Source organism: Bradyrhizobium sp. B025, from assembly GCF_042257955.1.
Classification (GTDB): domain Bacteria; phylum Pseudomonadota; class Alphaproteobacteria; order Rhizobiales; family Xanthobacteraceae; genus Bradyrhizobium; species Bradyrhizobium diazoefficiens.
Window position 1 is genome coordinate 6,565,421 of the sequence record NZ_CP170150.1, and the last position, 22,307, is coordinate 6,587,727.

General features: G+C 65.6%; 22 protein-coding genes. 14 read left to right on the forward strand and 8 right to left on the reverse strand.

What is annotated here, in order from left to right:
- Position 1 precedes the first annotated feature (1 nt).
- Entirely contained in the window at positions 2–865 is an 864-nt protein-coding gene (gene asd / locus ACE10W_RS30870) for an archaetidylserine decarboxylase (protein WP_375762322.1), read from the reverse strand.
- A 35-nt stretch (positions 866–900) separates the two neighbouring features.
- Here asd and ACE10W_RS30875 point away from each other — a divergent pair, with 35 nt between their 5' ends.
- Positions 901–2,565, forward strand: coding sequence for an aminotransferase class III-fold pyridoxal phosphate-dependent enzyme (locus tag ACE10W_RS30875; protein ID WP_375762323.1), 1,665 nt, complete (start codon positions 901–903; stop codon positions 2,563–2,565).
- A gap of 281 nt (positions 2,566–2,846) precedes the next feature.
- Here ACE10W_RS30875 and ACE10W_RS30880 read toward each other — a convergent pair whose 3' ends face one another.
- The 3 genes from ACE10W_RS30880 to ACE10W_RS30890 form a co-directional block, all read right to left on the reverse strand.
- A complete protein-coding gene (locus ACE10W_RS30880; RefSeq protein WP_060908622.1) occupies positions 2,847–3,506 on the reverse strand; it encodes a hypothetical protein in 660 nt (219 codons plus the stop codon).
- A gap of 226 nt (positions 3,507–3,732) precedes the next feature.
- Entirely contained in the window at positions 3,733–4,422 is a 690-nt protein-coding gene (locus tag ACE10W_RS30885) for a methyltransferase domain-containing protein (protein ID WP_375762324.1), read from the reverse strand.
- A 33-nt stretch (positions 4,423–4,455) separates the two neighbouring features.
- Positions 4,456–5,508 (reverse strand): glycosyltransferase family 4 protein, encoded by a 1,053-nt coding sequence (locus tag ACE10W_RS30890; protein WP_375762325.1) that lies wholly within the window; start codon positions 5,506–5,508, stop codon positions 4,456–4,458.
- A 275-nt stretch (positions 5,509–5,783) separates the two neighbouring features.
- On the opposite strand from ACE10W_RS30890, the gene ACE10W_RS30895 reads away from it, so the two are divergent.
- From ACE10W_RS30895 to ACE10W_RS30905, 3 genes are all read left to right on the forward strand, one after another.
- Positions 5,784–6,500, forward strand: coding sequence for a L,D-transpeptidase (locus tag ACE10W_RS30895; protein ID WP_375762326.1), 717 nt, complete (start codon positions 5,784–5,786; stop codon positions 6,498–6,500).
- Between the two features lie 112 nt (positions 6,501–6,612).
- The gene (locus tag ACE10W_RS30900; protein WP_375762327.1) at positions 6,613–7,035 is read left to right on the forward strand and encodes a c-type cytochrome; all 423 of its coding nucleotides are present in this window, start codon (positions 6,613–6,615) and stop codon (positions 7,033–7,035) included.
- A gap of 233 nt (positions 7,036–7,268) precedes the next feature.
- Positions 7,269–7,607, forward strand: coding sequence for a GIY-YIG nuclease family protein (locus tag ACE10W_RS30905; protein ID WP_011089378.1), 339 nt, complete (start codon positions 7,269–7,271; stop codon positions 7,605–7,607).
- 114 nt (positions 7,608–7,721) lie between these two features.
- Here the strand turns inward: ACE10W_RS30905 and ACE10W_RS30910 are convergent, their stop codons facing one another.
- Both ACE10W_RS30910 and ACE10W_RS30915 read right to left on the reverse strand, forming a co-directional pair.
- On the reverse strand, positions 7,722–8,000 hold the full coding sequence (locus ACE10W_RS30910) for a hypothetical protein (protein ID WP_011089379.1): 279 nt from the start codon (positions 7,998–8,000) through the stop codon (positions 7,722–7,724).
- Positions 7,993–8,787 (reverse strand): DUF899 domain-containing protein, encoded by a 795-nt coding sequence (locus ACE10W_RS30915; RefSeq protein WP_375762328.1) that lies wholly within the window; start codon positions 8,785–8,787, stop codon positions 7,993–7,995. Before ACE10W_RS30915 ends, ACE10W_RS30910 begins: the two co-directional genes overlap by 8 nt.
- A gap of 144 nt (positions 8,788–8,931) precedes the next feature.
- Here ACE10W_RS30915 and ACE10W_RS30920 point away from each other — a divergent pair, with 144 nt between their 5' ends.
- The 8 genes from ACE10W_RS30920 to ACE10W_RS30955 all read left to right on the forward strand — a co-directional run bounded on the left by ACE10W_RS30920 (position 8,932) and on the right by ACE10W_RS30955 (position 18,473).
- Complete coding sequence (locus tag ACE10W_RS30920; protein WP_375762329.1) at positions 8,932–10,152, forward strand: helix-turn-helix domain-containing protein; 1,221 nt, start codon at positions 8,932–8,934, stop codon at positions 10,150–10,152.
- Between the two features lie 28 nt (positions 10,153–10,180).
- Positions 10,181–10,819 carry a PQQ-binding-like beta-propeller repeat protein gene (locus ACE10W_RS30925; RefSeq protein WP_038966417.1) on the forward strand — a complete coding sequence of 213 codons (639 nt, stop codon included), beginning with the start codon at positions 10,181–10,183 and terminating at the stop codon, positions 10,817–10,819.
- A 140-nt stretch (positions 10,820–10,959) separates the two neighbouring features.
- Entirely contained in the window at positions 10,960–12,528 is a 1,569-nt protein-coding gene (locus ACE10W_RS30930; RefSeq protein ID WP_375762330.1) for a DUF4403 family protein, read from the forward strand.
- Between the two features lie 135 nt (positions 12,529–12,663).
- The gene (locus ACE10W_RS30935) at positions 12,664–13,773 is read left to right on the forward strand and encodes an ABC transporter ATP-binding protein (protein ID WP_375762331.1); all 1,110 of its coding nucleotides are present in this window, start codon (positions 12,664–12,666) and stop codon (positions 13,771–13,773) included.
- 56 nt (positions 13,774–13,829) lie between these two features.
- Positions 13,830–14,888, forward strand: a complete 1,059-nt coding sequence (locus ACE10W_RS30940; RefSeq protein ID WP_011089385.1) for an ABC transporter substrate-binding protein — start codon at positions 13,830–13,832, stop codon at positions 14,886–14,888.
- A gap of 22 nt (positions 14,889–14,910) precedes the next feature.
- Positions 14,911–16,173 carry an ABC transporter permease gene (locus tag ACE10W_RS30945; RefSeq protein WP_375762332.1) on the forward strand — a complete coding sequence of 421 codons (1,263 nt, stop codon included), beginning with the start codon at positions 14,911–14,913 and terminating at the stop codon, positions 16,171–16,173.
- Positions 16,170–17,000 (forward strand): ABC transporter permease, encoded by an 831-nt coding sequence (locus ACE10W_RS30950; protein ID WP_028176285.1) that lies wholly within the window; start codon positions 16,170–16,172, stop codon positions 16,998–17,000. Before ACE10W_RS30945 ends, ACE10W_RS30950 begins: the two co-directional genes overlap by 4 nt.
- 261 nt (positions 17,001–17,261) lie before the next feature.
- Positions 17,262–18,473: an ABC transporter substrate-binding protein gene (locus ACE10W_RS30955; RefSeq protein ID WP_375762333.1), complete on the forward strand. Its 1,212-nt coding sequence runs from the start codon at positions 17,262–17,264 to the stop codon at positions 18,471–18,473.
- Between the two features lie 217 nt (positions 18,474–18,690).
- Here ACE10W_RS30955 and ACE10W_RS30960 read toward each other — a convergent pair whose 3' ends face one another.
- Together ACE10W_RS30960 and ACE10W_RS30965 are read right to left on the reverse strand one after the other, a co-directional pair.
- Positions 18,691–19,218 (reverse strand): PRC-barrel domain-containing protein, encoded by a 528-nt coding sequence (locus ACE10W_RS30960; protein WP_011089389.1) that lies wholly within the window; start codon positions 19,216–19,218, stop codon positions 18,691–18,693.
- Positions 19,219–19,440: 222 nt separating this feature from the next.
- Positions 19,441–20,010, reverse strand: a complete 570-nt coding sequence (locus ACE10W_RS30965; RefSeq protein ID WP_375762334.1) for a hypothetical protein — start codon at positions 20,008–20,010, stop codon at positions 19,441–19,443.
- 180 nt (positions 20,011–20,190) lie between these two features.
- On the opposite strand from ACE10W_RS30965, the gene ACE10W_RS30970 reads away from it, so the two are divergent.
- Together ACE10W_RS30970 and ACE10W_RS30975 are read left to right on the forward strand one after the other, a co-directional pair.
- Positions 20,191–20,961, forward strand: coding sequence for a response regulator (locus ACE10W_RS30970; protein WP_375762335.1), 771 nt, complete (start codon positions 20,191–20,193; stop codon positions 20,959–20,961).
- A 13-nt stretch (positions 20,962–20,974) separates the two neighbouring features.
- Positions 20,975–22,300, forward strand: a complete 1,326-nt coding sequence (locus ACE10W_RS30975; protein WP_375762336.1) for an ATP-binding protein — start codon at positions 20,975–20,977, stop codon at positions 22,298–22,300.
- Positions 22,301–22,307 lie beyond the last annotated feature (7 nt).

Consider the following 22,307-nt stretch of genomic DNA (forward strand, 5'->3'; position numbering starts at 1 on the left):
GCTACTTTCTCCTCAGCAGCGCTTGACCGGCGCGAATGCGAGTGCCCTCGGCGATGCCGTCGCAAAACGCAAAATCGCCGGGCGCGAGGATGATGATGGTCGAGCCGTGCTCGAACCAGCCGAGCTCCTCGCCCTTGCTCACGTTGACGTCGCAGGGGAAGTTGACCGGGCCCTTCGTCTGCGCGTTCAGCACCATGTCGAGGAAGTGCAGGCGGATGCTCGCGACGAGAATCGCTGCGACCGGCACCAGCGTCACCGCCTCGCCGGTGGACAGATGCGTGCGGATCACCGCGCGCTCGTTCTTGCAGAACAGGCGCTCGACCCGCTTCAGCGCGATCGGGTTGACGTTCCAGACATCGCCATGGATCAGCGTGACCCGCTCGATATGCGCGTCATAGGGCGCATGGAAGCGATGATACATGCTCGAGGTCAGCCGCAGTGTGACGAAGGATCCGTTGCGGTGCTGGTCGACCAGCGCGGAATCGCCCAGCAGATCGAGCAACGAATAGGGCGCGCCCTTGACCTGCAACAGCTCGGTATCCGCGATCCGGCCATGCGCGCCGACGATGCCGTCGGAGGGGCTGGCGACAATGGATGGGTCGGGATCAAACGGACGCAGGCCCGGCTTCAGCTCCCGGGTGAAGCAGTCGTGCAGGCTCTTGAAATGCGTTTTCCGCGCCTCCGACAGGTCGAGATCGGAGAACAGCTTCCACAGCGCGATCGAGAAATCCCGCACCAACGGATTCTCGATCTTGGAGAACCAGCCTATGAAGCGGGTCAACGCGGCGCGGGGGATGCGGTTGGTCAACAGGAAGTTGAGGTCTTCCTGCTGGGTGAAAGAGGCGATGAGGGCTTTGACTGTCATGAATCTGTCAGCTCGCAGTATTAGCGCTTGTTGTCATGGAAACGACACTCCCGATTCTCTCGATGTCCGTGGCCGCCGCAGCGTCCGCTGCCGCCGCCTTCCCGAAGCTCAAGGCGCGGATCGAACTCTCCCGCGCCAAGCACCGCTCGCTCGCCGGGCACTCCAAGATGTCGCGCCGGGTGGCCCGGCTGCTCCCGTTCTACGAGTTCGGAGAGAACGACTACTTCTCTTGCGACGGCGCGCCCGCGAACATCGCGGCGCAGCGCAAGGACGGCTTCTTCCGCCTCGCAAGCCTCTACGCCCAGCGCTACCCCAAGGGGCGCGCGATGACGAAGGAGGCCGCGGAAAAGATCTCCGACCTGAACTTCACCGAGAGCTACCGCGTGCCGTTCCAGTTCTCGCGCCTCGTCCGCGAGCACCTGGGCACCTCGACCTTCATGGAGTCTTCGCGCGGCGTCACGGTCACCGATGTCGACGGCAACACGTCCTACGACCTCACGGGGTCCTACGGCGTCAACATCTTCGGCAACGACTTCTACAAGGAGTGCATCGAGGGCTCCGAGAAGCGGGCGCATGCGCTCGGACCCGTGCTCGGCCCCTATCACCCCGTTATCCTCGAGAACGTGACCCGACTGTGCCAGATCTCCGGCCTCGACGAGGTCTCGTTCCACATGTCCGGCACCGAAGCCGTGATGCAGGCGGTGCGGCTCGCGCGCTACCACACCAGGCGCACCCATCTCGTCCGCTTTGCGGGGGCCTATCACGGTTGGTGGGGCGATGTGCAGCCCGGCGTCGGCAATCCGATTCCCGCGCACGAGACTTATACCCTCGCCGAGATGTCGGAGAAGACGCTGCATGTCCTGCGCACGCGCAAGGACATCGCCTGCGTGCTGGTCAATCCGCTGCAGGGCCTGCATCCCAACGCCAACGCGCCCGGCGACTCCTCGCTGGTCGACAGCTCCCGCGGCGGCAATTTCGATCGCGCGGCCTACACCGCGTGGCTCAAGAAGCTGCGCGAGGTCTGCACCGAGCGCGGCATCGTGCTGATCTTCGACGAGGTCTTCGTCGGCTTCCGCCTCGCCGCGGGCGGCGCCCAGGAATACTTTGGCGTGCGCGCCGACATGGTGACCTACGGCAAGAGCCTCGCCGGCGGCCTGCCGGTCGGCGTCGTCTGCGGCAAACGCGAGCTGATGCGCCGCTTCCGCGACGATCGTCCCGCCGACATCTGCTTCGCGCGCGGCACCTTCAACTCGCATCCCTACGTCATGACGGCGATGGACGAGTTTTTGAGCCGGCTCGCCAGCCCGAACTTCCGCGCCATCTACGACGGGCTGGACGCGACCTGGAACGGCCGCGCGGAAAAGCTCAACCAGATGATGGAGAGCGCCGGCCTGCCGGTGCGGTTCGCAAACTTCTCGTCGATCTGGACGGTGAAATACACCACGCCGTCCCGCTACAACTGGATGCTGCAATACTATTTGCGCGCCGAAGGCCTGGCGCTGAGCTGGGTCGGCACCGGCCGGCTGATCTTCAGCCTGAACTACACCGACGCCGACTTCACCGAGGTCGCCGAACGCTTCGTCCGTGCGGCCGGGAAGATGAAGGCCGACGGCTTCTGGTGGCACGACGGCGCGCTCACCAACAAGAACATCAAGCGGCAGATTTTGAAAGAGATGCTGGCCAAGCGTTTTGGGCGCTGAGGCTTTTCGCTGCGCCCCGAACACCGCCCTATCCTCCCCCTCTCCCCGCTTGCGGGGAGAGGGTTGGGGTGAGGGGGACTCACCGCGAGCGCGGTGAGAGTTGGCGAGCGATCGGCTAGCCACGCCCCCGCGGAGAGCCCCCCTCACCCGCCGCGCTACGCGCGTCGGCCTCTCCCCGCGCGCGGGGAGAGGCGAAAAGGCCCCCAAGACGTGGATGCCCGGGACGAGCCCGGGCATGACGCAACCATCAGACATCGGAGTGTTGTGTGTACGCAGCGCGCTCAGGCGTGCTGCTCTTCGAGCGTGGGCTCGGAGATCAGGCCCAGCGTGTGCTCGGGGTTGAGGTGCAGGCCGGGGTCCATCAGCTCGCCGCGCATCAGGGCGAGCGGCGCGCTGCGATAGAGCATCAGATCGTGGAAGGGGTCGGTCAGGATTTTGGTCATCCAGACAAGGCCGGTCTCGACGTCGCGGATGAAGAACAGGTGCACGGTACGGAACAGAAGACCGCCGCCGCCGACCACGAGCCAGATCTTGGCGACCTGCCGCATGAAGTCGGTCGCGCTCGCCCAAGGCGTGAACAGGCCGAACAGCGTCGGATCGGCAAGCAACACCAGCGGCGAGGCCGCCCAGATCGCCATCAGCACCACCTTGCGCTGAAGGTTGTAGCCGACCTTGATCTCTTCCTTGTACTCGTGCGTCGCCTGGTTGATGTGGTCGTAAGTGTGCGGCTCGAAGAAGAAGTGACCGGCCTGGCGCGAGGTCATCGAGACCAGCCAGCCGACCAGCGCCGAGATCACGGGATCGACGAACAGCCAGACATAGGCGAAGAGGAAGCTCAGTGCGCTGATGAAGTGCAGGCTCTGATTGATGCGGCTGTGGTGATAGTAGCGATGGTCGTCCCAGCGCTGGATCCGCAGCTGCTCGAGATAATTCTTGATCATGCTCTCCCCCAAAATGCTTTCGGGTACGGGATTACAGGGATTCGATGTACGCCGTGTGACATCATCATTTTGTCATGTGACGATGTGCAGCGGCGCGATGACGCACGTGTTACTCTCCCCCCTCATCCTGAGGAGCGCGGAACGCGCGTCTCGAAGGTTCTCCGAGCGATGCGAAGCATCGTCCGGGAGACGGCGCCACGCGCCTCCTCACCATGAGGAGCAGCAGTCACGCAGCCTTGGCGACGTCGACCTTGCGGAAGCGCACCAGCGAGAAATGGCCGAGCGGCGGAATCAGCCGGCGCTCGGCGAGCTCGATGCCGGGGGCGCCGGCCAGCCACTTGGCATAGCGCGACCAGGCGAACTCGGCGGTGCGGAAGCCGAGCGGACGCACCACCGGCTGCAGCTTCTGCTCGATGAAACGGCGCATGCCGGCATCGGCGCTGACGCGGGTCAGGATGATCAGCTCGCCGCCCGGACGCAGCACGCGGGCGAATTCGTCCAGCGCCTTCTCCGGGTTCGGCACGGCGGTGACGACATATTGCGCCATTACGACGTCGAAGGAATTGTCGGGGAATTCGAGCTTCTCGGCATCCATCACCGCAAGGCCTTCGACATTCTTCAGCTTGCCGTCGGCGACGCGCTGGCGCGCCTTGTCGAGCATCGCTTCCGAAATGTCGGTGCCGAAGATGCGCAGGTTCGGGGCATAGAGCGGCAGCGAGATGCCGGTGCCGACGCCGACCTCGAGCACGCGGCCGCCGATCTTGTTGGTGGCTGCGATCGCGGCCTGCCGGCCCTTGGCGAACACGCCGCCGAACACGAGATCGTAGACGGGCGCCCAGCGATCGTAGGCCTGCTCGACCGTGCCGCGGGTGAGGTCGAGCTGCTGGGTGCCGTCAAGGTTCATGATCTTAGCCATCGGTGAGGTTCTCGCTGTGGGTCAAAAGGTCGATCAGCCGCGCACCGGCCGCCGCGCCATGACTGGCGAGGCGCGCAGGATGCGGCTGGGCTGAAGTGAGGTGAGGTTTCCGACGAACTGGCGCGCGCTGTTCTCCCAGGAGCGCTCCAGCGCAAAATTGCGGCAGGTCTCGCGCGACATGGTGAGCGCGCGGAGGCACGCGGTGCGCAGATCGTGGTCGATCGCACCGATCGGATGATCGGCGATGACGTCCTTCGGGCCCGTCACCGGGAACGCCGCAACCGGCGTGCCGCAGGCGAGCGCCTCCAACTGCACCACGCCGAACGTGTCGGTCAGGCTCGGAAACACGAAGACGTCGGCAGCCGCGAGGTGCGCCGTGAGATCCGCGCCCTTCTTCTCACCGAGGAAGACCGCGTCCGGATATTTCTTTTCGAGCGCCGCCTTCTGCGGGCCGTCGCCGACCACGACCTTGGTGCCGGGCAGATCGAGCGCGAGGAACGCTTCGAGATTCTTCTCCACCGCCACCCGGCCCATGGTCATGAAGATCGGGCGCGGCAGATCGAGCTTGGCCGGAGAGTCCGGGTGGAACAGCTCGGTGTTGACGCCGCGCGTCCAGAAGCCGAGCCGCTTGAAGCCGCGCTCGGACAGCTCCTGCCGCAGCGAGGGCGTCGCCACCATGGTCATGGCGGCGGCATCGTGGAAGTGGCGCAGCACGGCATAGCCAACGCTCGCGGGGATGCCGGTCCGCACCGAGACATATTCCGGAAAGCGCGTGGTGTAGGAGGTGGTGAAGGCGAGCCGGTTGCGGCGGCAATACGCCCGCGCGGCCCAGCCGATCGGCCCTTCGGTCGCGATGTGCAGCGCTTCCGGTGCGGCCTTCTCGATCCGCCGCGCGATCTCCTTAGCGCTCGGCAGCGCAATACGCAGGCCCGGATAGGTCGGCAGCGGCCACGACGGAAAGCCTTCCGGCGTGAGGAAGTCGATCTCGACGTCGAGCGCCTTGGCGGCGCCCGCCAGCGAGGTGAGCGTCCGGACCACCCCGTTAACCTGCGGATGCCAGGCGTCAGTCGCGATTAATACCCGCATGGGGAAATCCCGAGAGTTTGATGATTCTCGGCTTTGGACCATCAACCACGGATATTTCAGGCGTGTGACGTCACAGAAGTGTCGGCCCGGTGTTTTGTTCGTTAACGGACCCACGCGGCCACGAAACTGTCATGAAACAATCCTTGCCGCGATGAAACCGTTTTCGGTTTTCCGCGCAAACGTCCCGAAACTTCTTTCCGTTAGTGATCCAGGCAACAGAGCACCGCAACGGTGCCGGGGTGACCACGAACACCCGCGCAAACAGGGGCGACCACATGTTCAATCTGGACACGTTCAAGACGTACTCGCGCGCCGTTGCTTTCAGTGCAGTGGCGATCTCCGCAATCGCATTCGCAGGTCCGGCCAAGGCCGCGCCGGTGCAGCTCTTCCCCTTCTTCCAGCCGCTGCCGCCGATGGCCGCGCCGCAGCCCTATCAGCCCTATCAGCCCTACCAGGCGCCGACCTATCAGAGCGCGCCCTCCGAGGACCAGGACGCGGTCGAGATGCCGGCCCGCTTCCGCCGCCAGACCGTCTCCTACGCGACGCGCGAAGCGCCGGGCACCATCATCATCGATACGCCCAACACCTATCTCTATTACGTGCTGGGCAACGGCCAGGCCGTTCGTTACGGCATCGGCGTCGGCCGCGACGGCTTCACCTGGTCCGGCGTCCAGTCGGTGACCAAGAAGGCCGAGTGGCCAGATTGGACCCCGCCGCCGGAGATGATCGCCCGCCAGCCCTATCTGCCGCGCCACATGGCCGGCGGCCCCGGCAACCCGCTCGGCGCCCGCGCCATGTATCTCGGCGGCACCATCTACCGCATCCACGGCACCAACGCGCCGGACACGATCGGCAAGCACGTCTCCTCAGGCTGCATCCGCCTGACCAACGACGACGTCACCGACCTCTACTCCCGCGTCAGCGTCGGCACCAAGGTGATCGTGCTGCCGATGACCGAGCGCCGCGCGGAGCTCGGCGCAGCGACCCGCTAAAGCGACAGGACATTGTGACGCAAACGGCCCCGGAACCCACCGGGGCCGTTTTCGTTGGCCCTCGACATCCCGATGCGCGCCTGTTGCGGCGCGATCCTCGATGGAGGCGCAGATGCAATCCCGCCTGCAAACGTCGCCAAGCAGATGGCTGCGCCCGATCGCCCGCGCCGGGGCATTGACGCTGCTCCTGTCCGCGCCGTCTTCGCGCGCCCAGCAGCCGGCGAACGACGAGGCAGCTCAGCAGGCGTTCAACAATTCCTGCCGCACCTGCCACTCGGTGAAGGAGGGCGACAATCGTCTGGGCCCCAATCTCAGCAAGATCGTGGGACGGAAGGCAGGCTCGCTGCCCGACTACAACTACTCTCCGTCGATGAAGGAAGCCGGCTTCGTCTGGGACCACGACAAGCTCACCCGCTTCATGGTCAAGCCGGATGAAGTTGTCTCCGGCAACAAGATGCAGCCCTACGGCGGCGTCTCCGCGGACGAAGCAGCCAAGGTGGTTGCGTATCTGCAGGCGGCGTCGGGCGCACAATAGCGGCGCCGGTGCCACGTGTTGAGGCCCGGATCGGAAATCGCAGCGCATCCTTCGAGACGCCCACCTTCGGCGGGCCCTCGGGATGAGGACTGAGTGTGTGGCTTCAAATCATTCCCGAGGCGTCCGTTAGCTCGAACAACCACGACTCATCTCTTGCACCAAGCCGCAGATGCCAGTTAGCCTCATCCTGAGGAGACCGCGAAGCGGTCGTCTCGAAGGACGAGGCGTGCACGATGACTGAAGGCGTGTGGCTCTACATTCTCAGATGCACCGATGGCAGCTACTACATCGGTACAACACGAACCGAACTCGAAATCAGGATCGCGCAGCACAACACCGGCGCGTTCGCGGGCTATACAAAGTCACGCAGGCCAGTGACGCTCGTATTCTCGCAATGGTTCGACAGGGTCACGGACGCGATCGAATGCGAACGCAAACTCAAGAAATGGAGCCGCGCCAAGAAGGAAGCCTTCATGCGCGGCGATTTTGCCGAGCTGCATGAATTGGCGAAGCGCGGATCACATCATCCTTCGAGACGCCCGCCTGCGGCGGGCCTTCAGGATGAGGGCTGAGTGTGCGGCGACACTTTGCTGAAGCACGGATGCCAGTTGATCCTCATCCTGAGGAGCCGCGTCAGCGGCGTCTCGAAGGCCGAGGCGTGCACGGGATAGCCTCTCACCCGCCTCTCACCCGCCGCCCGCCCCTCGCCACTCCGCGATCAGCCTCAGCCACGCCGCCGCATGAAACGCGCTCATCAAGAGATACATCGGCACCATGCCGCCGAGCAGAGAGCCCTGCCCGGCGCCGCACAGCATGTCCGCCGGGCCGCCGCCGAGCGCGGCGGTCAGCATGGCCATGACCGCGAAGGTCGGCGTCGCCGCCAAGGCCAGCCATCTGGCGAGGCGGCGCGCGGCAGTCACGCCATCGCAGCTGGCGGGCGCAGTTGCGCTGACGGGACTAGTCACGACCCTCCGCGGCCTCCTCGCGAAACGCCTTCTCGCCGGCGTCCGTGACCTCGACCCATCGCTTGTCGGGCGCAGCGCCCTCGACATAGCTGTCGTGCCAGTTCCACCATTTGTAGGTCGGCGTCTGCGGATAGCCCTTGGGTGAATCCTCCCAGACCTCCTGCCGGCCGAGCGGCGTGATGTCGAGATAGTTCCAGGTGCCGCCCATCTGCTCGTCGCCGCGGCTCTTGACGAAATAGGTGCGAAAGATGCGCGTCTCATCGCGGTAGAACACGTTGGTGCCGTGCCACTCGTCCACGCCGAAATCGGCATCGAAGCTGTCGGTGATGGTGACCCACGGCATGGTCCAGCCCATCCGCTTCTTCAGCCTGGCGATATCGGCCTGCGGCGCGCGCGAGGCGAACACCAGCGTGGTGTCGCGGGCGTTCAGGTGCGAGACATGGGCGACCTGGTCGGCGACCATCGAGCAGCCGCGGCAGGCATGATCCGGCCAGCCGAACACGCCGGGCTCGAAGAAGGCCCGGTAGACGATCAGCTGCCGCCGGCCCTGGAACAGGTCGAGCAAACTGACCTTGCCGCCGGGCCCCTCGAACGCATAGGTTTTGTCGACGACCATCCAGGGCATGCGCCGGCGCTCGGCGGCCAGCGCGTCGCGGGCGCGGGTATGCGCCTTTTCCTTCACGAGCAGTTGCTGACGGGCTGCCTCCCAGTCCTGCGGCGACACCACCGGCGGTGTTTGCATGGCGGCCTGTCCGTTACTTCCTGCTTTTTCTGCCGATGTCGTCATGGCTCTCCAAACCTTTCTCCTGGGCGCTCATTCCGCGCCTGACAGACGTGGAACCGCTGGCCCCTCACCGCACATTGTCGGCCGTCAACGATTTCTGGCACCAAGCGGTTGCGTGGTGGGAGTAACAAGTGTGGCGGGATTGAAATGGAGTCGCTGATCACCGCCGCGGCGCGTGCGCTCGAAGCCGGCGATCCGCTCGGCGCACTGAATCGTGTCGCCTTGCGCAACGATGCACCGTCGCTGGCGCTGCGCGGCATCGCGATGGCGCAGCTCGGCGATCTCGCAAAGGCGAAGACGCTGCTGCGCAGCGCCGCGCGTGCCTTCGGTCCGAGAGAGGCGGTGGCACGCGCAAGATGCGTCGTGGCGGAAGCCGAGATCGCGCTCGTCTCGCGCGACCTGAGCTGGCCCGCGAAGACGCTCGCGGCCGCGCGGGCGACGCTCGAAAAGCATGGCGATCTCGCCAATGCCGCCCATGCCGGCCACATCGAGGCGCGCCGTCTCCTCCTCCTCGGGCGCATCGACGAGGCCGAGCGCACGCTGGCCGAGGTCGGCAGCGCATCGCTCCCGCCTGCGTCCCAGGTGGCGCGCGAGCTGGTGGTCGCGGGCATCGCGATCCGACGGCTCAGGACGGAAGCCGCGCGCACCGCGCTCAGCCTCGCGGCGAAGGCAGCGCGGCTGTCAGGGATCCCGGCACTCTCGGCCGAGGTCGACAGCGCGAACCGCATCCTCGACACGCCGGCCGCGCGCCTGATCGCTCGCGGCAGCGAACACCCGCTGTTGCTCGGGGAGGTCGAAAGACTGGCGACCTCGACGGCGCTCGTCGTCGACACCTTCCATCATGTGGTGCGCAGGCAAGGCGTTGCCGTGTCGCTCGGAACGCGCCCGGTGCTGTTCGCGCTCGCCCGTCTTCTGGCGCAGGCCTGGCCCGCGGATGTCTCGCGAGAGGTGCTGATATCAGGTGCGTTCCAGGCGAAGCACGCCGATGAATCGCATCGCGCGCGATTGCGCGTCGAGATCGGGCGGCTGCGCACCCAGCTCAAGCCGCTGGCCGAAATCAGCGCGACAAAGCAGGGTTTCGTGCTGGCGCCGCGCAAGACGCGCGACGTCCTGGTGCTGGCCCGGCCGGTCGAGGAGAAACACGCCGCCGTCCTGGCCTTTCTCTCCGACGGCGAGCCGTGGTCGAGCTCGGCGCTCGCGCTGGCGCTCCGAACGAGCGCGCGCACCGTGCAGCGCGCGCTCGAGGAGCTCGCGCGATCGAACAAGGTGCAGTCGTTCGGACACGGACGGGCGCGCCGCTGGATGACCCCGCCCGTCCCGGGCTTCCCGACAGGCTTGTTACTCCCCACGCCGCTGCTGAAGACGTAAGGTGGATCAGTTCACAGGGATCAAGCACATGAAACGTTCAGCCGCCGAGATCGTCAGGGAGTACGGGCCCTTTCCGGGCGTCGAGGCCGTGCACGGCGTGACCTATGACGGCACGCATGTCTGGTTCGCATCCGGCGACAAGCTGAACGCGGTCGATCCGGCCAGCGGCAAGCTTACACGCTCGATCGATGTCGCCGCGCACGCCGGGACGGCGTTCGACGGCCGGCACCTGTTCCAGATCGCCGAGGACCGCATCCAGAAGATCGACGCCGCGACCGGCAAGGTGGTGAACACCATCCCGGCGCCCGGCGGCGGTGGCGATTCCGGACTCGCCTGGGCGGAGGGTTCGCTGTGGGTCGGCCAATATCGGGAGCGCAAGATCCATCAAATCGATCCGGAGACCGGGGCGGTGCTCCGCACCATCGAGAGCAAGCGCTTCGTGACCGGGGTGACGTGGGTCGACGGCGAGCTCTGGCACGGCACTTGGGAGGGCGATGACAGTGACATCAGGCGGATCGACCCGGAGAGCGGCAAGGTGCTGGAGCAGCTCGACCTGCCGGCGGGCACAATGGTCTCGGGCCTTGAGTCCGATGGCGGTGACCGCTTCTACTGCGGTGGCGGAGATCGCGGCAATGTGAGAGCGGTCCGCCGTCCGCGGCGCGGCTAGCCCCGCGATGACGGCCTGAATGTGCGGCAACGGCGCGCACGCGGCCGTTAACACATTCGCCCCAATTCCACCCCATCGATGCGCTCTAGCGCCCTCCTCTCCCGCCCTGTAAAATCCCTCGCGGGCGGCCTGGGGGTGAGATGCGTCTGTCGTTGAATTTCAAGACTATCCTGATTGCCGTGGCGGTGCTCGCGGCGTCGTTCTTCATCAGCCTGAAGGCGATGGACTGGCTGTCGCCGCGCGCGACCAATTCCGCGCCCCCGGTCGCGCAGCTGCCGCCGCTGCCGCCGGCCTCGAAGAGCTCGATCGTGGTCGCGCCGGTCGCCATCGCGATCTCGGCGATCCGCGAGCAGGCCGAGAAGGCCGCGCCGCGCAATTTCGCCGGCAAGGCCGACAATCCGATCTCGCAGATCCTTGAGAACGCCGACATCGGCTGGTCGGCCGTGCGCGGACCGACGGCGGCTGCCGGCGACAAGGACGTGCTGACCATCTCGACGCCGCTCAGCGGCAAGCTGAACGTGACGGGCTCGCTGTCCGCCAAAGCCACGGGCGCACTCGGCGACGCGCTCGGCAGCGTGCTCGGCGGTGACGCGGCGAAACGGATCGGCGCGGTCAACATCAAGAACTTGAACGCCAGCGCCGAGATCAAGGGCAACGTGGTCGTCACCTCGCGTCCGAAGCTCGCGGCCAACTGGCATCTCGAGCCCAATCTCGGGGCGCAGGTCAACCTCGGCGACACCAACCTCAACGTCTCCGGCGCCAAGGTCAACGTGCCGGCGCAGGTCAAGCCGCTGATCGACAAGAACGTCGGCGAGCAGATCAACATCGTCTCCGAACGCATCCGCAACGATCCGTCGCTGCGGGAGAATGCCAAGCTGCAATGGGCCAGGGCCTGCCGTACGATCCCGCTGCAAGGCTCGGGCTCGTCGGCCGCGCTGCCGCCGCTCTGGCTCGAGATGAAGCCGACCCGCGCAATCGCGGCACAGCCGCGCGTCGACGCACAGAACGTGACGCTGCTGCTTGGCCTCGAGCTGGAGACGCGCGTGACCTCGGCGCCGTCCAAGCCGGACTGCCCGTTCCCCGACAAGATCTCGATCGTGCCGCCGACCGGCACCGGCGTGAGCATCGGCGTGCCGATCGACGTGCCCTTCACCGAGATCAACAAGCTCATTGCGGCGCAGATGGTCGGCCACACCTATCCCGAGGACGGCTCGGGCCCGGTCGACGTCACCGTGAAGAGCGCCAACGTGGTTCCGTCCGGCGACCGGTTGCTGATCTCGCTTCTGGTGCGCGCGAAAGAAAAGAAGAGCTGGCTCGGCCTCGGCGCCGAGGCGACCGTGCATATCTGGGGCCGGCCGATGCTCGACCAGGCGCAGCAGACGCTGCGGCTCGCCGACATCCAGCTCGCGGTGGAATCCGAGGCGGCCTTCGGGTTGCTCGGCGCGGCGGCGCGCGCGGTGGTGCCGCAGATGCAGCAGGCGCTGGTGCAGAAGGCGACGCTCGATCTGAAGCCGATCGCCGCCAACGCCCGCGAGAAGATCGCGGCCGCGATCGCCGACTACCAGAAGAGCGAGGACGGCCTCAAGGTCGACGCGAAGATCGACAGCCTGACGCTCGCCGACATCGCCTTCGATTCCAAGACGCTGCGCGTGGTCGCGGAAGCCGGCGGCTCGCTCAACGTGTACGTGACGAAGCTGTCGGGGATGTAGCGCGTCTTCACTCACCAAGCCCGCGCGTGTCTTCGTCGCTTGCGCCGCTAGCATTCTCATCGGAGGATGCTAAGCTGTTCTTCGCAACCTCGAACGAGGTCCTGACAGCACTGTAGCCGATGACGCGAGGACAACATGGAAGCCGGCATGGTCACGCTTGCGCCGGCACTGGTGCGATTTTCCGGCATACAGAAGACCTATGATGGCGAGCACCTCGTGGTGAAGAACCTCGACCTCGACATCAGGAAGGGCGAGTTCATCACCCTGCTCGGCCCGTCGGGCTCGGGCAAGACGACCACGCTGATGATGCTGGCTGGCTTCGAGGTTCCGACCCATGGCGAGATCTATCTCGCAGACCGGCCGATCAAGAACATGCCGCCGCACAAGCGCGACATCGGCATGGTGTTCCAGAACTATGCCTTGTTTCCGCACCTGACGATCGCGGAGAATATCGCCTTCCCGCTCTCCGTCCGCAAAATCAACAAGGCGGAAGCGCAGGAGCGCGTCAGGGCGGCGCTCCGCATGATCAAGATGGAAACCCTTGCGCACCGGCGGCCCGGGCAGCTGTCCGGCGGTCAGCAGCAGCGCGTGGCGCTGGCCCGCGCGCTGGTTTTCAATCCGCAACTCGTGCTGATGGACGAGCCCCTTGGCGCCCTCGACAAGCGCCTGCGGGAGCAGATGCAGCTGGAGATCAAGCAACTGCACGAGACGATGGGCATCACCGTCGTCTACGTCACCCACGATCAGAGTGAAGCGCTTACCATGTCGGACCGCATTGCCGTGTTCAACGACGGCATCGTGCAGCAAATCGACAGGCCCGACGCGCTGTATGAGCATCCGGTGAACAGCTTCGTCGCTCACTTCATCGGCGAAAACAACGTGCTGGCCGGCACCGTCGAGACGGTCGACAAGGACTATTGCCGGGTCGCGCTGGCGGGTGGCGGCGCCGTCACCGCACGGGCGGTCAATGTATCAGGCGCGGGCGCATCGACCTCCCTGTCGGTGCGGCCGGAGCGCGTCGCCATTGTCCCGGATGGCACCTCCGGCGAAGGACCGAACCGGCTGCCGGCCAGGGTGCAGAACACCATCTATCTCGGCGACCACGCGCTGGCCGTGCTCGATGTCGCCGGCAACGGGGAGTTCATGGTCAAGCTTCAGCCGGGGGCGCATCACAGTCTCATTCCTGGCGAAAGCGTGTTCATCACCTTCCGGCCCGAAGATTGCCTCGCCCTCGATCCCGTTTGATCCGAACCTGCAACGATCAACGTCAACGTAACGCACATGAAGAAGGAACAAGGACCATGCTGAAGCGCAAAACTGGCAGGATTGCTCTGGGTTTCGTCGCGGCATTCAGCGCCAGCGCTGCGCTGGCCACGGTCGCACAGGCGCGTGACCTCACCGTCGTGTCGTGGGGCGGCGCGTATCAGGATGCGCAGAAGAAGGTCTATTTCGAGCCGTTCAAGAAGGCGGCCGGGGCTCCGATGAACGACGAGTCCTGGGACGGCGGTGTCGGCGTGCTGCGCGCCAAGGTGCAGGGTGGTGCCGCCACCTGGGACGTCGTGCAGGTCGAGAGCGATGAACTGGCGGTCGGCTGCGAGGAAGGCCTGTTCGAGAAGCTGGACTATTCCAGGATCGGCGGCGAGGCCGCCTATATCCCGCCGTCGGTCAACGCTTGCGGCGTCGGCGCCATCCTCTACGATTTCGTTCTCGGCTACGACAAGGACAAGCTGAAGCAGGCCCCGAGCGGCTGGGCCGACTTCTTCGACACCAAGAAGATTCCGGGCAAGCGCGCCTTGCGTCAGGGCCCGAAGACCACGCTGGAGATCGCCCTCATGGCCGACGGCGTCGCGCCGAAGGACGTCTACAAGGTGCTGGCGACCGACGAAGGCGTCGAGCGCGCGTTCAAGAAGCTGGACACCATCAAGGGCGACATCGTCTGGTGGAAGGCCGGCGCGCAGCCGCCGCAACTGCTCGCCTCCGGCGAGGTGGCCATGACCTCGGTCTACAATGGCCGCATCGACACCGCGAACAAGAACGAGAAGAAGAATTTCGGCATGGTGTGGGACGGCGCGCTCTTCACGCTCGACAGCTGGGTCATCCTGAAGGGTAGCCCGAACAAGGACGCGGCCTACAAGTTCCTGGACTTCGCAGGCAAGGCGGAGAACCAATCAAAACTGTCGGAGAACATTGCCTATGGCACCTCAAACAAGGACGCAGCCGCTCTGCTCGCGCCCGCCGTTCTGAAGGACCTGCCGACAGCGCCTGACAACATCAAGAACGCGGTCGAGATCAACGTTGCCTTCTGGCTCGAGAACATCGACCGTCTGACCGAGCGCTTCAACAAATGGGCCGCGAAATAGCGCGCCCTGCAAGGCTCGACCAATGACGAATGCGCTTTTAACCGGCGCCGATGCGCAGACCGAAGTGCCGCTCAAGCGCCGATTGAGGCGTGCCGAGCGGACACGCCAGGTCAAGGCATTGGCGCTGGTAGCGCCGCTTCTCGTCTTCCTGCTCTTCACCTTCGCAGGCCCGATCGCCGGCATGCTGTGGCGCGCCGTCGATGACCGGGAGGTGCGCCAGGTTCTGCCGCAGACCATAGCTGCTCTCGCCGACTGGGACGGCAAGGACCTGCCGGACGAAAAGGCCTTTGCAGCGCTGGCAAGCGACATCCAGGCGGCGCGCGCGTCCGGCACCATGGCCGTCGCGGCCAAGCGGCTCAACTACGCGCTGAACGGCTTCCGCACGATCCTGACCAGCACGGCACGCAATCTGAAGGCGGCGCCGGAGCAAGGGGCGGCCAAGGAGACCCTGGGCAAGATCAATCCGGCCTGGCGCGAACGCGCCACCTGGACGACGATCAAGGACGCCAGCGGCCCAACGACAGGCTTCTACCTTCTGGCGGCGCTCGACCTGACGCGGAACGCGGACGGCGCGATCGTCGCAGCTCCGCCGGATCAGGCGATCTACCGCGACGTGTTCGCCCGCACCTTCCTCATCAGCCTCAGCGTCACGGCACTCTGCCTGATCCTCGGCTTCCCCGTCGCGTACCTGCTGGCGACGCTGCCGCCGGGCCGGTCGAACCTGCTGATGATCTTCGTCCTGCTGCCGTTCTGGACATCGCTTCTGGTCCGCACCTGCGCCTGGATCGTGCTGTTGCAGAGCAAGGGCGTCGTGAACGACAGCCTGCAGTGGCTTGGCATCATCGACCAGCCGTTGCGCCTGATCTACAATCGCTTCGGCGTCTGCGTGGCCATGACCCACGTTCTCCTGCCCTTCATGATCCTGCCGCTGTACAGCAGCATGAAGGCGATCTCGCCTGCTTACATGCGCGCCGCCGCCTCGCTCGGTGCGCCACCACTTACCGCCTTCCTGCGGATCTACCTGCCCCAGACGCTGCCCGGCATCGGCGCGGGAAGCCTGCTCGTCTTCATCCTGGCGCTCGGCTACTACATCACACCGGCACTCGTCGGGGGCGCCGCCGACCAGATGATCAGCTACTTCATCGCGCTCTACACAACCGAGACGGCCAATTGGGGCCTTGCTTCGGCGCTGGGTGCGGTGCTGCTGCTCGCCACTGTCCTGCTCGCTCTCGTCTACGGCAAGCTGGTGCAGGGCCAGCAGGTCACGGGAGGAATGAAGAATTGAGCGACAATTCCACCCTCCGCACGCCCAGCCAGCGCATCGCGTGGACCGCGACGATCATCATCTCCACGCTGGTGTTCATCTTCCTGATCGCGCCGATCCTGGCGATCATGCCGCTGTCGTTCAGCTCGGGCTCGTACCTCACCTATCCGCTGCCGGGCCTCTCCTTGCGCTGGTACGACGATTTCATCAATTCGCCGCGCTGGATGAATTCGCTGAAGAACAGCATGATCATCGGCGTTGCCTCGACTCTGCTGTCGATGGTGCTTGGTACTTTGGCCGCGCTGGGGCTGGCGCAGTGGAAGAGCCGGTTCAAGCCGCTCGTGCTGGCTTTCGTGCTGTCGCCGGTCGTCGTGCCCGGCGTCATCACCGCGGTCGGCCTGTATTTCTTCTTCGCGCCGATCGGGCTGACCGGCAGTTACCTCGGCTTGATCCTGGCCCACACCGCGCTGGCAACGCCCTTTGTGGTGATCACGGTCGGCGCGACGCTGCAAAGCTTCGACACCAATTTGGCGCGCGCCGCCGCCTCGCTCGGCGCCTCGCCGCTCTATGCGTTCCGCCGCGTGATCCTGCCGCTGATCCTGCCTGGCCTCGCCTCAGGTGCGCTGTTCGCCTTCGCGACCAGCTTCGATGAGGTGGTGATCGTGCTGTTCATGGCAGGGCCGGAGCAGCGCACCCTGCCGCGCGAGATGTTCAGCGGCATCCGCGAGAACATCAGCCCGACCATCACGGCAGCGGCGGTGATTCTGACCACGGTATCGGTCATCCTCCTCGCCACCCTGGAAGGCCTGCGCCGACGCAACGAACGGCTGAAGGGCAGCAGCGCCTGAAAGGCCCCCGCTGTCATTCCGGGACGCGCGCAGCGCGAGCCCGGAATCCATCGGGCCGCAGCGACGGTGGATGAATGGATTCTCTGATGCGCAACTGCGCATCAAAGCTCGCGCCCAAGGGGGCGCGCCCCGGAATGACGACAGATCCCCCTGCTTATTTCTCATCCCCCTCACGCATCTTTGGCTTAGCTGCCGCGACCGTTTGTCGCTAGAACAGTCCCCGCAACAACGCCCAAACAACAACACACAGGGAGAAACAACATGCAAAAACTCATCGCCGCCACAGCAGTCGGTCTCGCGCTCGCCGCTACATGCGGCACGGCGCGGGCGCAGATTTCCGACGATGTCGTCAAGATCGGCGTGCTCACGGACATGTCGAGCCTCTATGCGGACGCGACCGGCAAGGGCTCGCTCGCCGCCGTCGAGATGGCGGTCGCCGATTACGGCGCCAAGGTCGCGGGCAAGCCGGTCCAGGTGGTTGCCGCCGATCACCAGAACAAGCCCGATGTCGGCGTCAACATCGCCCGCAACTGGTACGACAACGACAAGGTCGACGCGATCTTCGACGTGCCGACCTCATCGGTCGCCCTGCCGATCTCGGCGCTGACGCGGGAAAAGAACAAGATCAACATCAATTCCGGCGGCGGCTCCTCCGATATCACCGGCGTCGCCTGCTCGCCCAACACGGTGCACTGGACCTACGACACCTATGCGCTGTCGAACGTCGCCGGCAAGGCGATGGTGAAGCGCGGCGAGGACACCTGGTACTTCGTCACCGCCGACTACGCCTTCGGCATGGCGCTGCAGCGCGATGCCGCCAACGTGGTCAAGGAGAGCGGCGGCAAGGTGCTCGGCGAAGTCCGCCATCCGCTCAACTCGTCGGACTTCTCCTCCTTCCTGCTCCAGGCCCAGGCCTCCAAGGCCAAGGTGGTCGCGCTGGCCAATGCTGGCGGCGACACCACCAATGCGCTGAAGCAGGCCGCCGAGTTCGGCCTCACTCAGGGCGGCCAGAAGATGATCGCGCTCCTGCAGGAGATCACCGACACGCATTCGCTCGGCATCAAGGCGACGCAGGGCCTGATCGTCACCGACGCGTTCTACTGGGACATGAACGAGGAGACGCGCGCCTTCTCGAAACGCTTCAACGAGAAGGTCGGGCACATGCCGACCATGATCCAGGCCGGCCTCTATTCGGCAACCATGCACTATCTGAAGGCGATCGAGGCCATCAAGACCGACGAGGCGCCGAAGGTGATGGAGCAGATGCGCTCGACGCCGGTCAACGACTTCTTTGCAAAGAACGGAAAGATCCGCATCGACGGCCGCATGGTCCACGACATGTATCTGTTCGAGGTCAAGAAGCCCGAGGAGTCCAAGGGCGAGTGGGATCTCTACAAGCTGATCGCCACCGTGCCCGGCGACGAGGCATTCCGTCCGCTCGACAAGGGCGGCTGCCCGCTGGTGACGCACTAAAAGTGCTCTCCCTCTCCCCGCTTGCGGGGAGAGGGTTGGGGTGAGGGAGTCTCCACAACGACGGTGACAGTTAGACTCGCGGAGAGTCCCCCTCACCCACTTCGCATCTTCGATGCGAAGTGACCTCTCCCCGCAAGCGGGGAGAGGTGGGGAAGAGCACGACAGCGCGCCCGGCGAAAACCGGGCGCGCGTCGTTCAAATCGTCACGCGAACCGCATTACTCCGAGTACTTGAACTCGGGCATGTTCTTCAGCTCGTCCTTGCTCGCGTTGAACACGGCGTGGTCCGGATACCACTTCGACGAAGCCGTCACGGTCGTCGCGGTCTTGTCGGTGCCGGTCGCGGCACCCGTGGTTGTGGTCGTCGCCGGCTTGGCGTTCGGATTTGTGCCGGCCGCGCCGGTATAGGCGACGGCCTCATTGACGAACTTCAGCTTGTCATAGGGCACGGCAACCAGATGCTCGCCCATGCCGAGGAAGCCGCCGACGCCGATCACGGCGATCTTGATGGCGCCGCTCTTGTCCATCAGCAGATCGTTGATCGAGCCGATGTTCTCGTTGGCGTCGTTGTAGATCTTCAGGCCCGGCATCTTCGACGTGCGCCATTCACCCGAGGCCGACGTGGTCGTCGTGGTGGTGGCGGCGGTCGGCGCCTTGTCGGTGGTGGCGGTCGGCGATTGCGCAAACGCAGCGGTCGCAAGCAGCGCGGTGCCGGCAAGGCCGGCGGCGATTGATTTCATCAGCATTGTTGTCCTCTCCTTCAGCAAAAACTCGTATGGAGAGAACAGCGCCGATCACGCGCAGTTCCTAAGCTGCGGCGATTTCGTCGCACAACGGTGGCGCTGCGTTGCAGTGAAAGTTCCTCACGTCACGCAGGAACGTTCCAATGCACAGTTCCCCGCCGACGATCATGCGCCCTGGGTGAAGCACGAGCGCGGCGGGGAACGCGCCGACCTGCGTCGCTCAGGTCAGCTCTTGTAGTCGATCAGGAGTGCGGAGAAATCCGAGTTGCTGGACGAGTTGCCGTTGGCACCATACGACGACGCCGACGATTGCGACTGCTGAAGCGCCTGGAGGAATTGCTGGAGAATCTCCGCCGTCGTCGAATAGCTCGACATGCTGCTGGTGGAGTCCGTCGACGACGGATCCGAAGAACCGTCGTCCGGCGGCGGGCCGGGCGGCGGTCCGCCTGCGCCACCGGCTCCGCCCGCACCACCGGGACCGCTCGCGAAGGCGGACTGAAACACGCCCTTGAGCTGTTCGGCCTGGTCCGAGGTCAGCGTCCCGTTCGACACCTCGTTGGAGATGAGGTCGTCGATCTTCGACTTCATGTCGTCCCTGGAGGGACGCGCGCCGCTCGACTGGTCGCTCGAGCGGCTCTGCTGGAGCGCCGTGTCGATGTCGGTCAGCGCGGTCGAGAGCGCGGACTGGTCCGAGGACGAGATCGTGCCGGCGGAAACTTCCGATTGCAATTCCTGCTGCAGCCGCTGGAGCGGCGACTGATGGGTACCGGCGGAGGCCGCCGAAATCGAGGTCATGATGGCTCCGTGGATCTTGCGGGGTTTCTTGGATAGCCGCGCCACGGTATGGTTAACGGCCTTAACGAGACCTTGCCGCGCCAGTGCGCGGGTGTGTCCCGGCATTGCGACGGGGCCTGCAGAAACAATCCGAAACAAAAATCTTCGCCTTTTGGCCCGAATCTTGGACAAACAAAGCGCATGGCCATTCCCAATCCCAACATCCTGGTCGTCGAGGACGATCGCGAAACGCGGACGTTGATTGCGAAGTACCTGCGCAACAACGCCTGTAACGTCACCGCCGTGAGCGATGGCCGCGAGATGTCGCGCGCCATGGCCGATCATCGCGTGGACCTCATCATCCTCGACGTCATGCTGCCGGGCGAGGACGGCCTGAGCCTCTGCCGCAAGGTGCGCTCGGAGGCGCAGACGCCGATCATCATGCTGACCGCGCGCGGCGAGGACGTCGACCGCATCGTCGGCCTCGAGATGGGCGCGGACGACTATCTGGCAAAGCCCTTCAACCCGCGCGAGCTGCTCGCCCGCATCAACGCGGTGTTGCGCCGCCAGGCCGCAGCCCAGGCGGCGAGCTCGATCGAAGGCGCGAGCACGCTCGCCTTCGAGGGCTGGCGCATCGACCTGCGGCTGCGCGAGCTGCGCAATCCGGAAGGCGCGCGCGTCGCGGTGACCAGCGCCGAGTTCGATCTGCTCAGGACGTTCTGCGAACGGCCGGGCCGCGTGCTGTCGCGCGACAGCCTGCTCGACCTCACGCAGGGCCGCAACACCGGCTCGTTCGAGCGCTCCATCGACGTGCTGGTCAGCCGCATCCGCCGCAAGATCGAGCCCAATCCGCACGATCCGACCATCATCAAGACGGTGCGCTCCGGCGGCTATCTGTTCACGCCAAGAACTGAAGCAGCGAGAACTGAAGCAGCAAGCACCGAAGCGGTCGCGGCCCCCCTGGGCAACTGAGGGGGCGCCGACGATGAAGCCGTTCGGGTTCTTCCATCTCAAGGGTATCGGCGGGCAGATCGCCGCGCTGGTGCTGGCTTCCACCGTCGCGCTCCATCTCGTCGTCACCGCCGCCTTCCTGATCAGCCGGCCGGACCGCCCGGACACGCCGCCGGACGGCGCCCATCAATTGACCGATGCCGCGCTGCTGCTCGGCTCGACCGAGGCCGGCGAGCGGCCGCGCCTCGTCGCCGACCTTTCGCGCGCCTTCCCCAAGCTCGGCATCGAGATGCACGCGCCCGGCACGGCGGCCATTGTCGAGACGAGCGACAGTCAGCACCTGCGCGGGATGCGCCGTCATCTCGGGCGCGGCTACAAGGTGGTGCAGCTCGCCGCCGACGACACCGCGCACCGCGTCGGCGTCGAATTGCCAGACGGCAGCGTGATCGCCGGCCGTGTCGATGGCGGCCCGCGGCCGTGGTTCTGGGGCGCACCGTGGCTGACGGCGCTGATGACCACCTTCATCTGCGTCACCGTGCTCGGCCTGTGGGCGGCGCGCGCGCTGGCCGCGCCGCTGTCCTCCTTCGCCGAAGCCGCCGAGAATTTCAGCCTGGACGGCGAAGCCGATCCGCTGCCCGAGCGCGGCCCGGAGGAGATCCGCTCGGTGGCGCGCGCGCTCAACCGCATGCATGAGCGGATCGCGCGGCTGATGTCGGATCGCACCAGAATGCTGGCGGCGATCAGCCACGATCTGCGCACGCCGATCACGCGGCTGCGCCTGCGCGCCGAGTTCATCGAGGACGAGGTCAACCGCAAGCGCATGCTGATCGATCTCGACCAGATGCGCTCGATGCTGGAATCCGTGCTGTCGCTCCTGCGCAACGACCGCAACGTCGAGGCGGTGACGCTGGTCGACATCGCCAGCACGCTCCAGCTCATTGCCGACCAATTCGGCGACATGGGCCATGTCGTGCACTATGACGGCCCCGCTTCGGCCACCGCGGCGGCGCGTCCCGACGACCTGCATCGCGGCGTCACCAACCTCGTCGAGAACGCCGTGCGCTACGGCGCCGAGGTCACGATCCGCCTCGACATATCCGGCACCAGGCTCGTCATCGACGTCGAGGACGACGGCCCCGGCATTTCGGATGCACGCAAGCAGGAGATGCTGGAGCCGTTCGCGCGCGGCGACGATGCGCGCACCATGGACGAGTCCACCGGCTTCGGCCTCGGCCTGTCGATCGCGCACGCGATCGCGATCGCCCATGGCGGGACGCTGTCGCTGCACGACCGCGAGCCGCACGGGCTGATCGTGCGGATGGAGCTGCCGGTCTGGCAGGAGCCGCGGCTCGCCGCGTAGAGCGCCG

Coding starts and splice junctions, on each gene's coding strand:
- asd (WP_375762322.1), bottom strand. CDS start 865: ATGACAGTCAAAGCCCTCATCGCCTCTTTCACCCAGCAGGAAGACCTC.
- ACE10W_RS30875 (WP_375762323.1), top strand. CDS start 901: ATGGAAACGACACTCCCGATTCTCTCGATGTCCGTGGCCGCCGCAGCG.
- ACE10W_RS30880 (WP_060908622.1), bottom strand. CDS start 3,506: ATGATCAAGAATTATCTCGAGCAGCTGCGGATCCAGCGCTGGGACGAC.
- ACE10W_RS30885 (WP_375762324.1), bottom strand. CDS start 4,422: ATGGCTAAGATCATGAACCTTGACGGCACCCAGCAGCTCGACCTCACC.
- ACE10W_RS30890 (WP_375762325.1), bottom strand. CDS start 5,508: ATGCGGGTATTAATCGCGACTGACGCCTGGCATCCGCAGGTTAACGGG.
- ACE10W_RS30895 (WP_375762326.1), top strand. CDS start 5,784: ATGTTCAATCTGGACACGTTCAAGACGTACTCGCGCGCCGTTGCTTTC.
- ACE10W_RS30900 (WP_375762327.1), top strand. CDS start 6,613: ATGCAATCCCGCCTGCAAACGTCGCCAAGCAGATGGCTGCGCCCGATC.
- ACE10W_RS30905 (WP_011089378.1), top strand. CDS start 7,269: ATGACTGAAGGCGTGTGGCTCTACATTCTCAGATGCACCGATGGCAGC.
- ACE10W_RS30915 (WP_375762328.1), bottom strand. CDS start 8,787: ATGACGACATCGGCAGAAAAAGCAGGAAGTAACGGACAGGCCGCCATG.
- ACE10W_RS30920 (WP_375762329.1), top strand. CDS start 8,932: ATGGAGTCGCTGATCACCGCCGCGGCGCGTGCGCTCGAAGCCGGCGAT.
- ACE10W_RS30925 (WP_038966417.1), top strand. CDS start 10,181: ATGAAACGTTCAGCCGCCGAGATCGTCAGGGAGTACGGGCCCTTTCCG.
- ACE10W_RS30930 (WP_375762330.1), top strand. CDS start 10,960: ATGCGTCTGTCGTTGAATTTCAAGACTATCCTGATTGCCGTGGCGGTG.
- ACE10W_RS30935 (WP_375762331.1), top strand. CDS start 12,664: ATGGAAGCCGGCATGGTCACGCTTGCGCCGGCACTGGTGCGATTTTCC.
- ACE10W_RS30940 (WP_011089385.1), top strand. CDS start 13,830: ATGCTGAAGCGCAAAACTGGCAGGATTGCTCTGGGTTTCGTCGCGGCA.
- ACE10W_RS30945 (WP_375762332.1), top strand. CDS start 14,911: ATGACGAATGCGCTTTTAACCGGCGCCGATGCGCAGACCGAAGTGCCG.
- ACE10W_RS30955 (WP_375762333.1), top strand. CDS start 17,262: ATGCAAAAACTCATCGCCGCCACAGCAGTCGGTCTCGCGCTCGCCGCT.
- ACE10W_RS30960 (WP_011089389.1), bottom strand. CDS start 19,218: ATGCTGATGAAATCAATCGCCGCCGGCCTTGCCGGCACCGCGCTGCTT.
- ACE10W_RS30965 (WP_375762334.1), bottom strand. CDS start 20,010: ATGACCTCGATTTCGGCGGCCTCCGCCGGTACCCATCAGTCGCCGCTC.
- ACE10W_RS30970 (WP_375762335.1), top strand. CDS start 20,191: ATGGCCATTCCCAATCCCAACATCCTGGTCGTCGAGGACGATCGCGAA.
- ACE10W_RS30975 (WP_375762336.1), top strand. CDS start 20,975: ATGAAGCCGTTCGGGTTCTTCCATCTCAAGGGTATCGGCGGGCAGATC.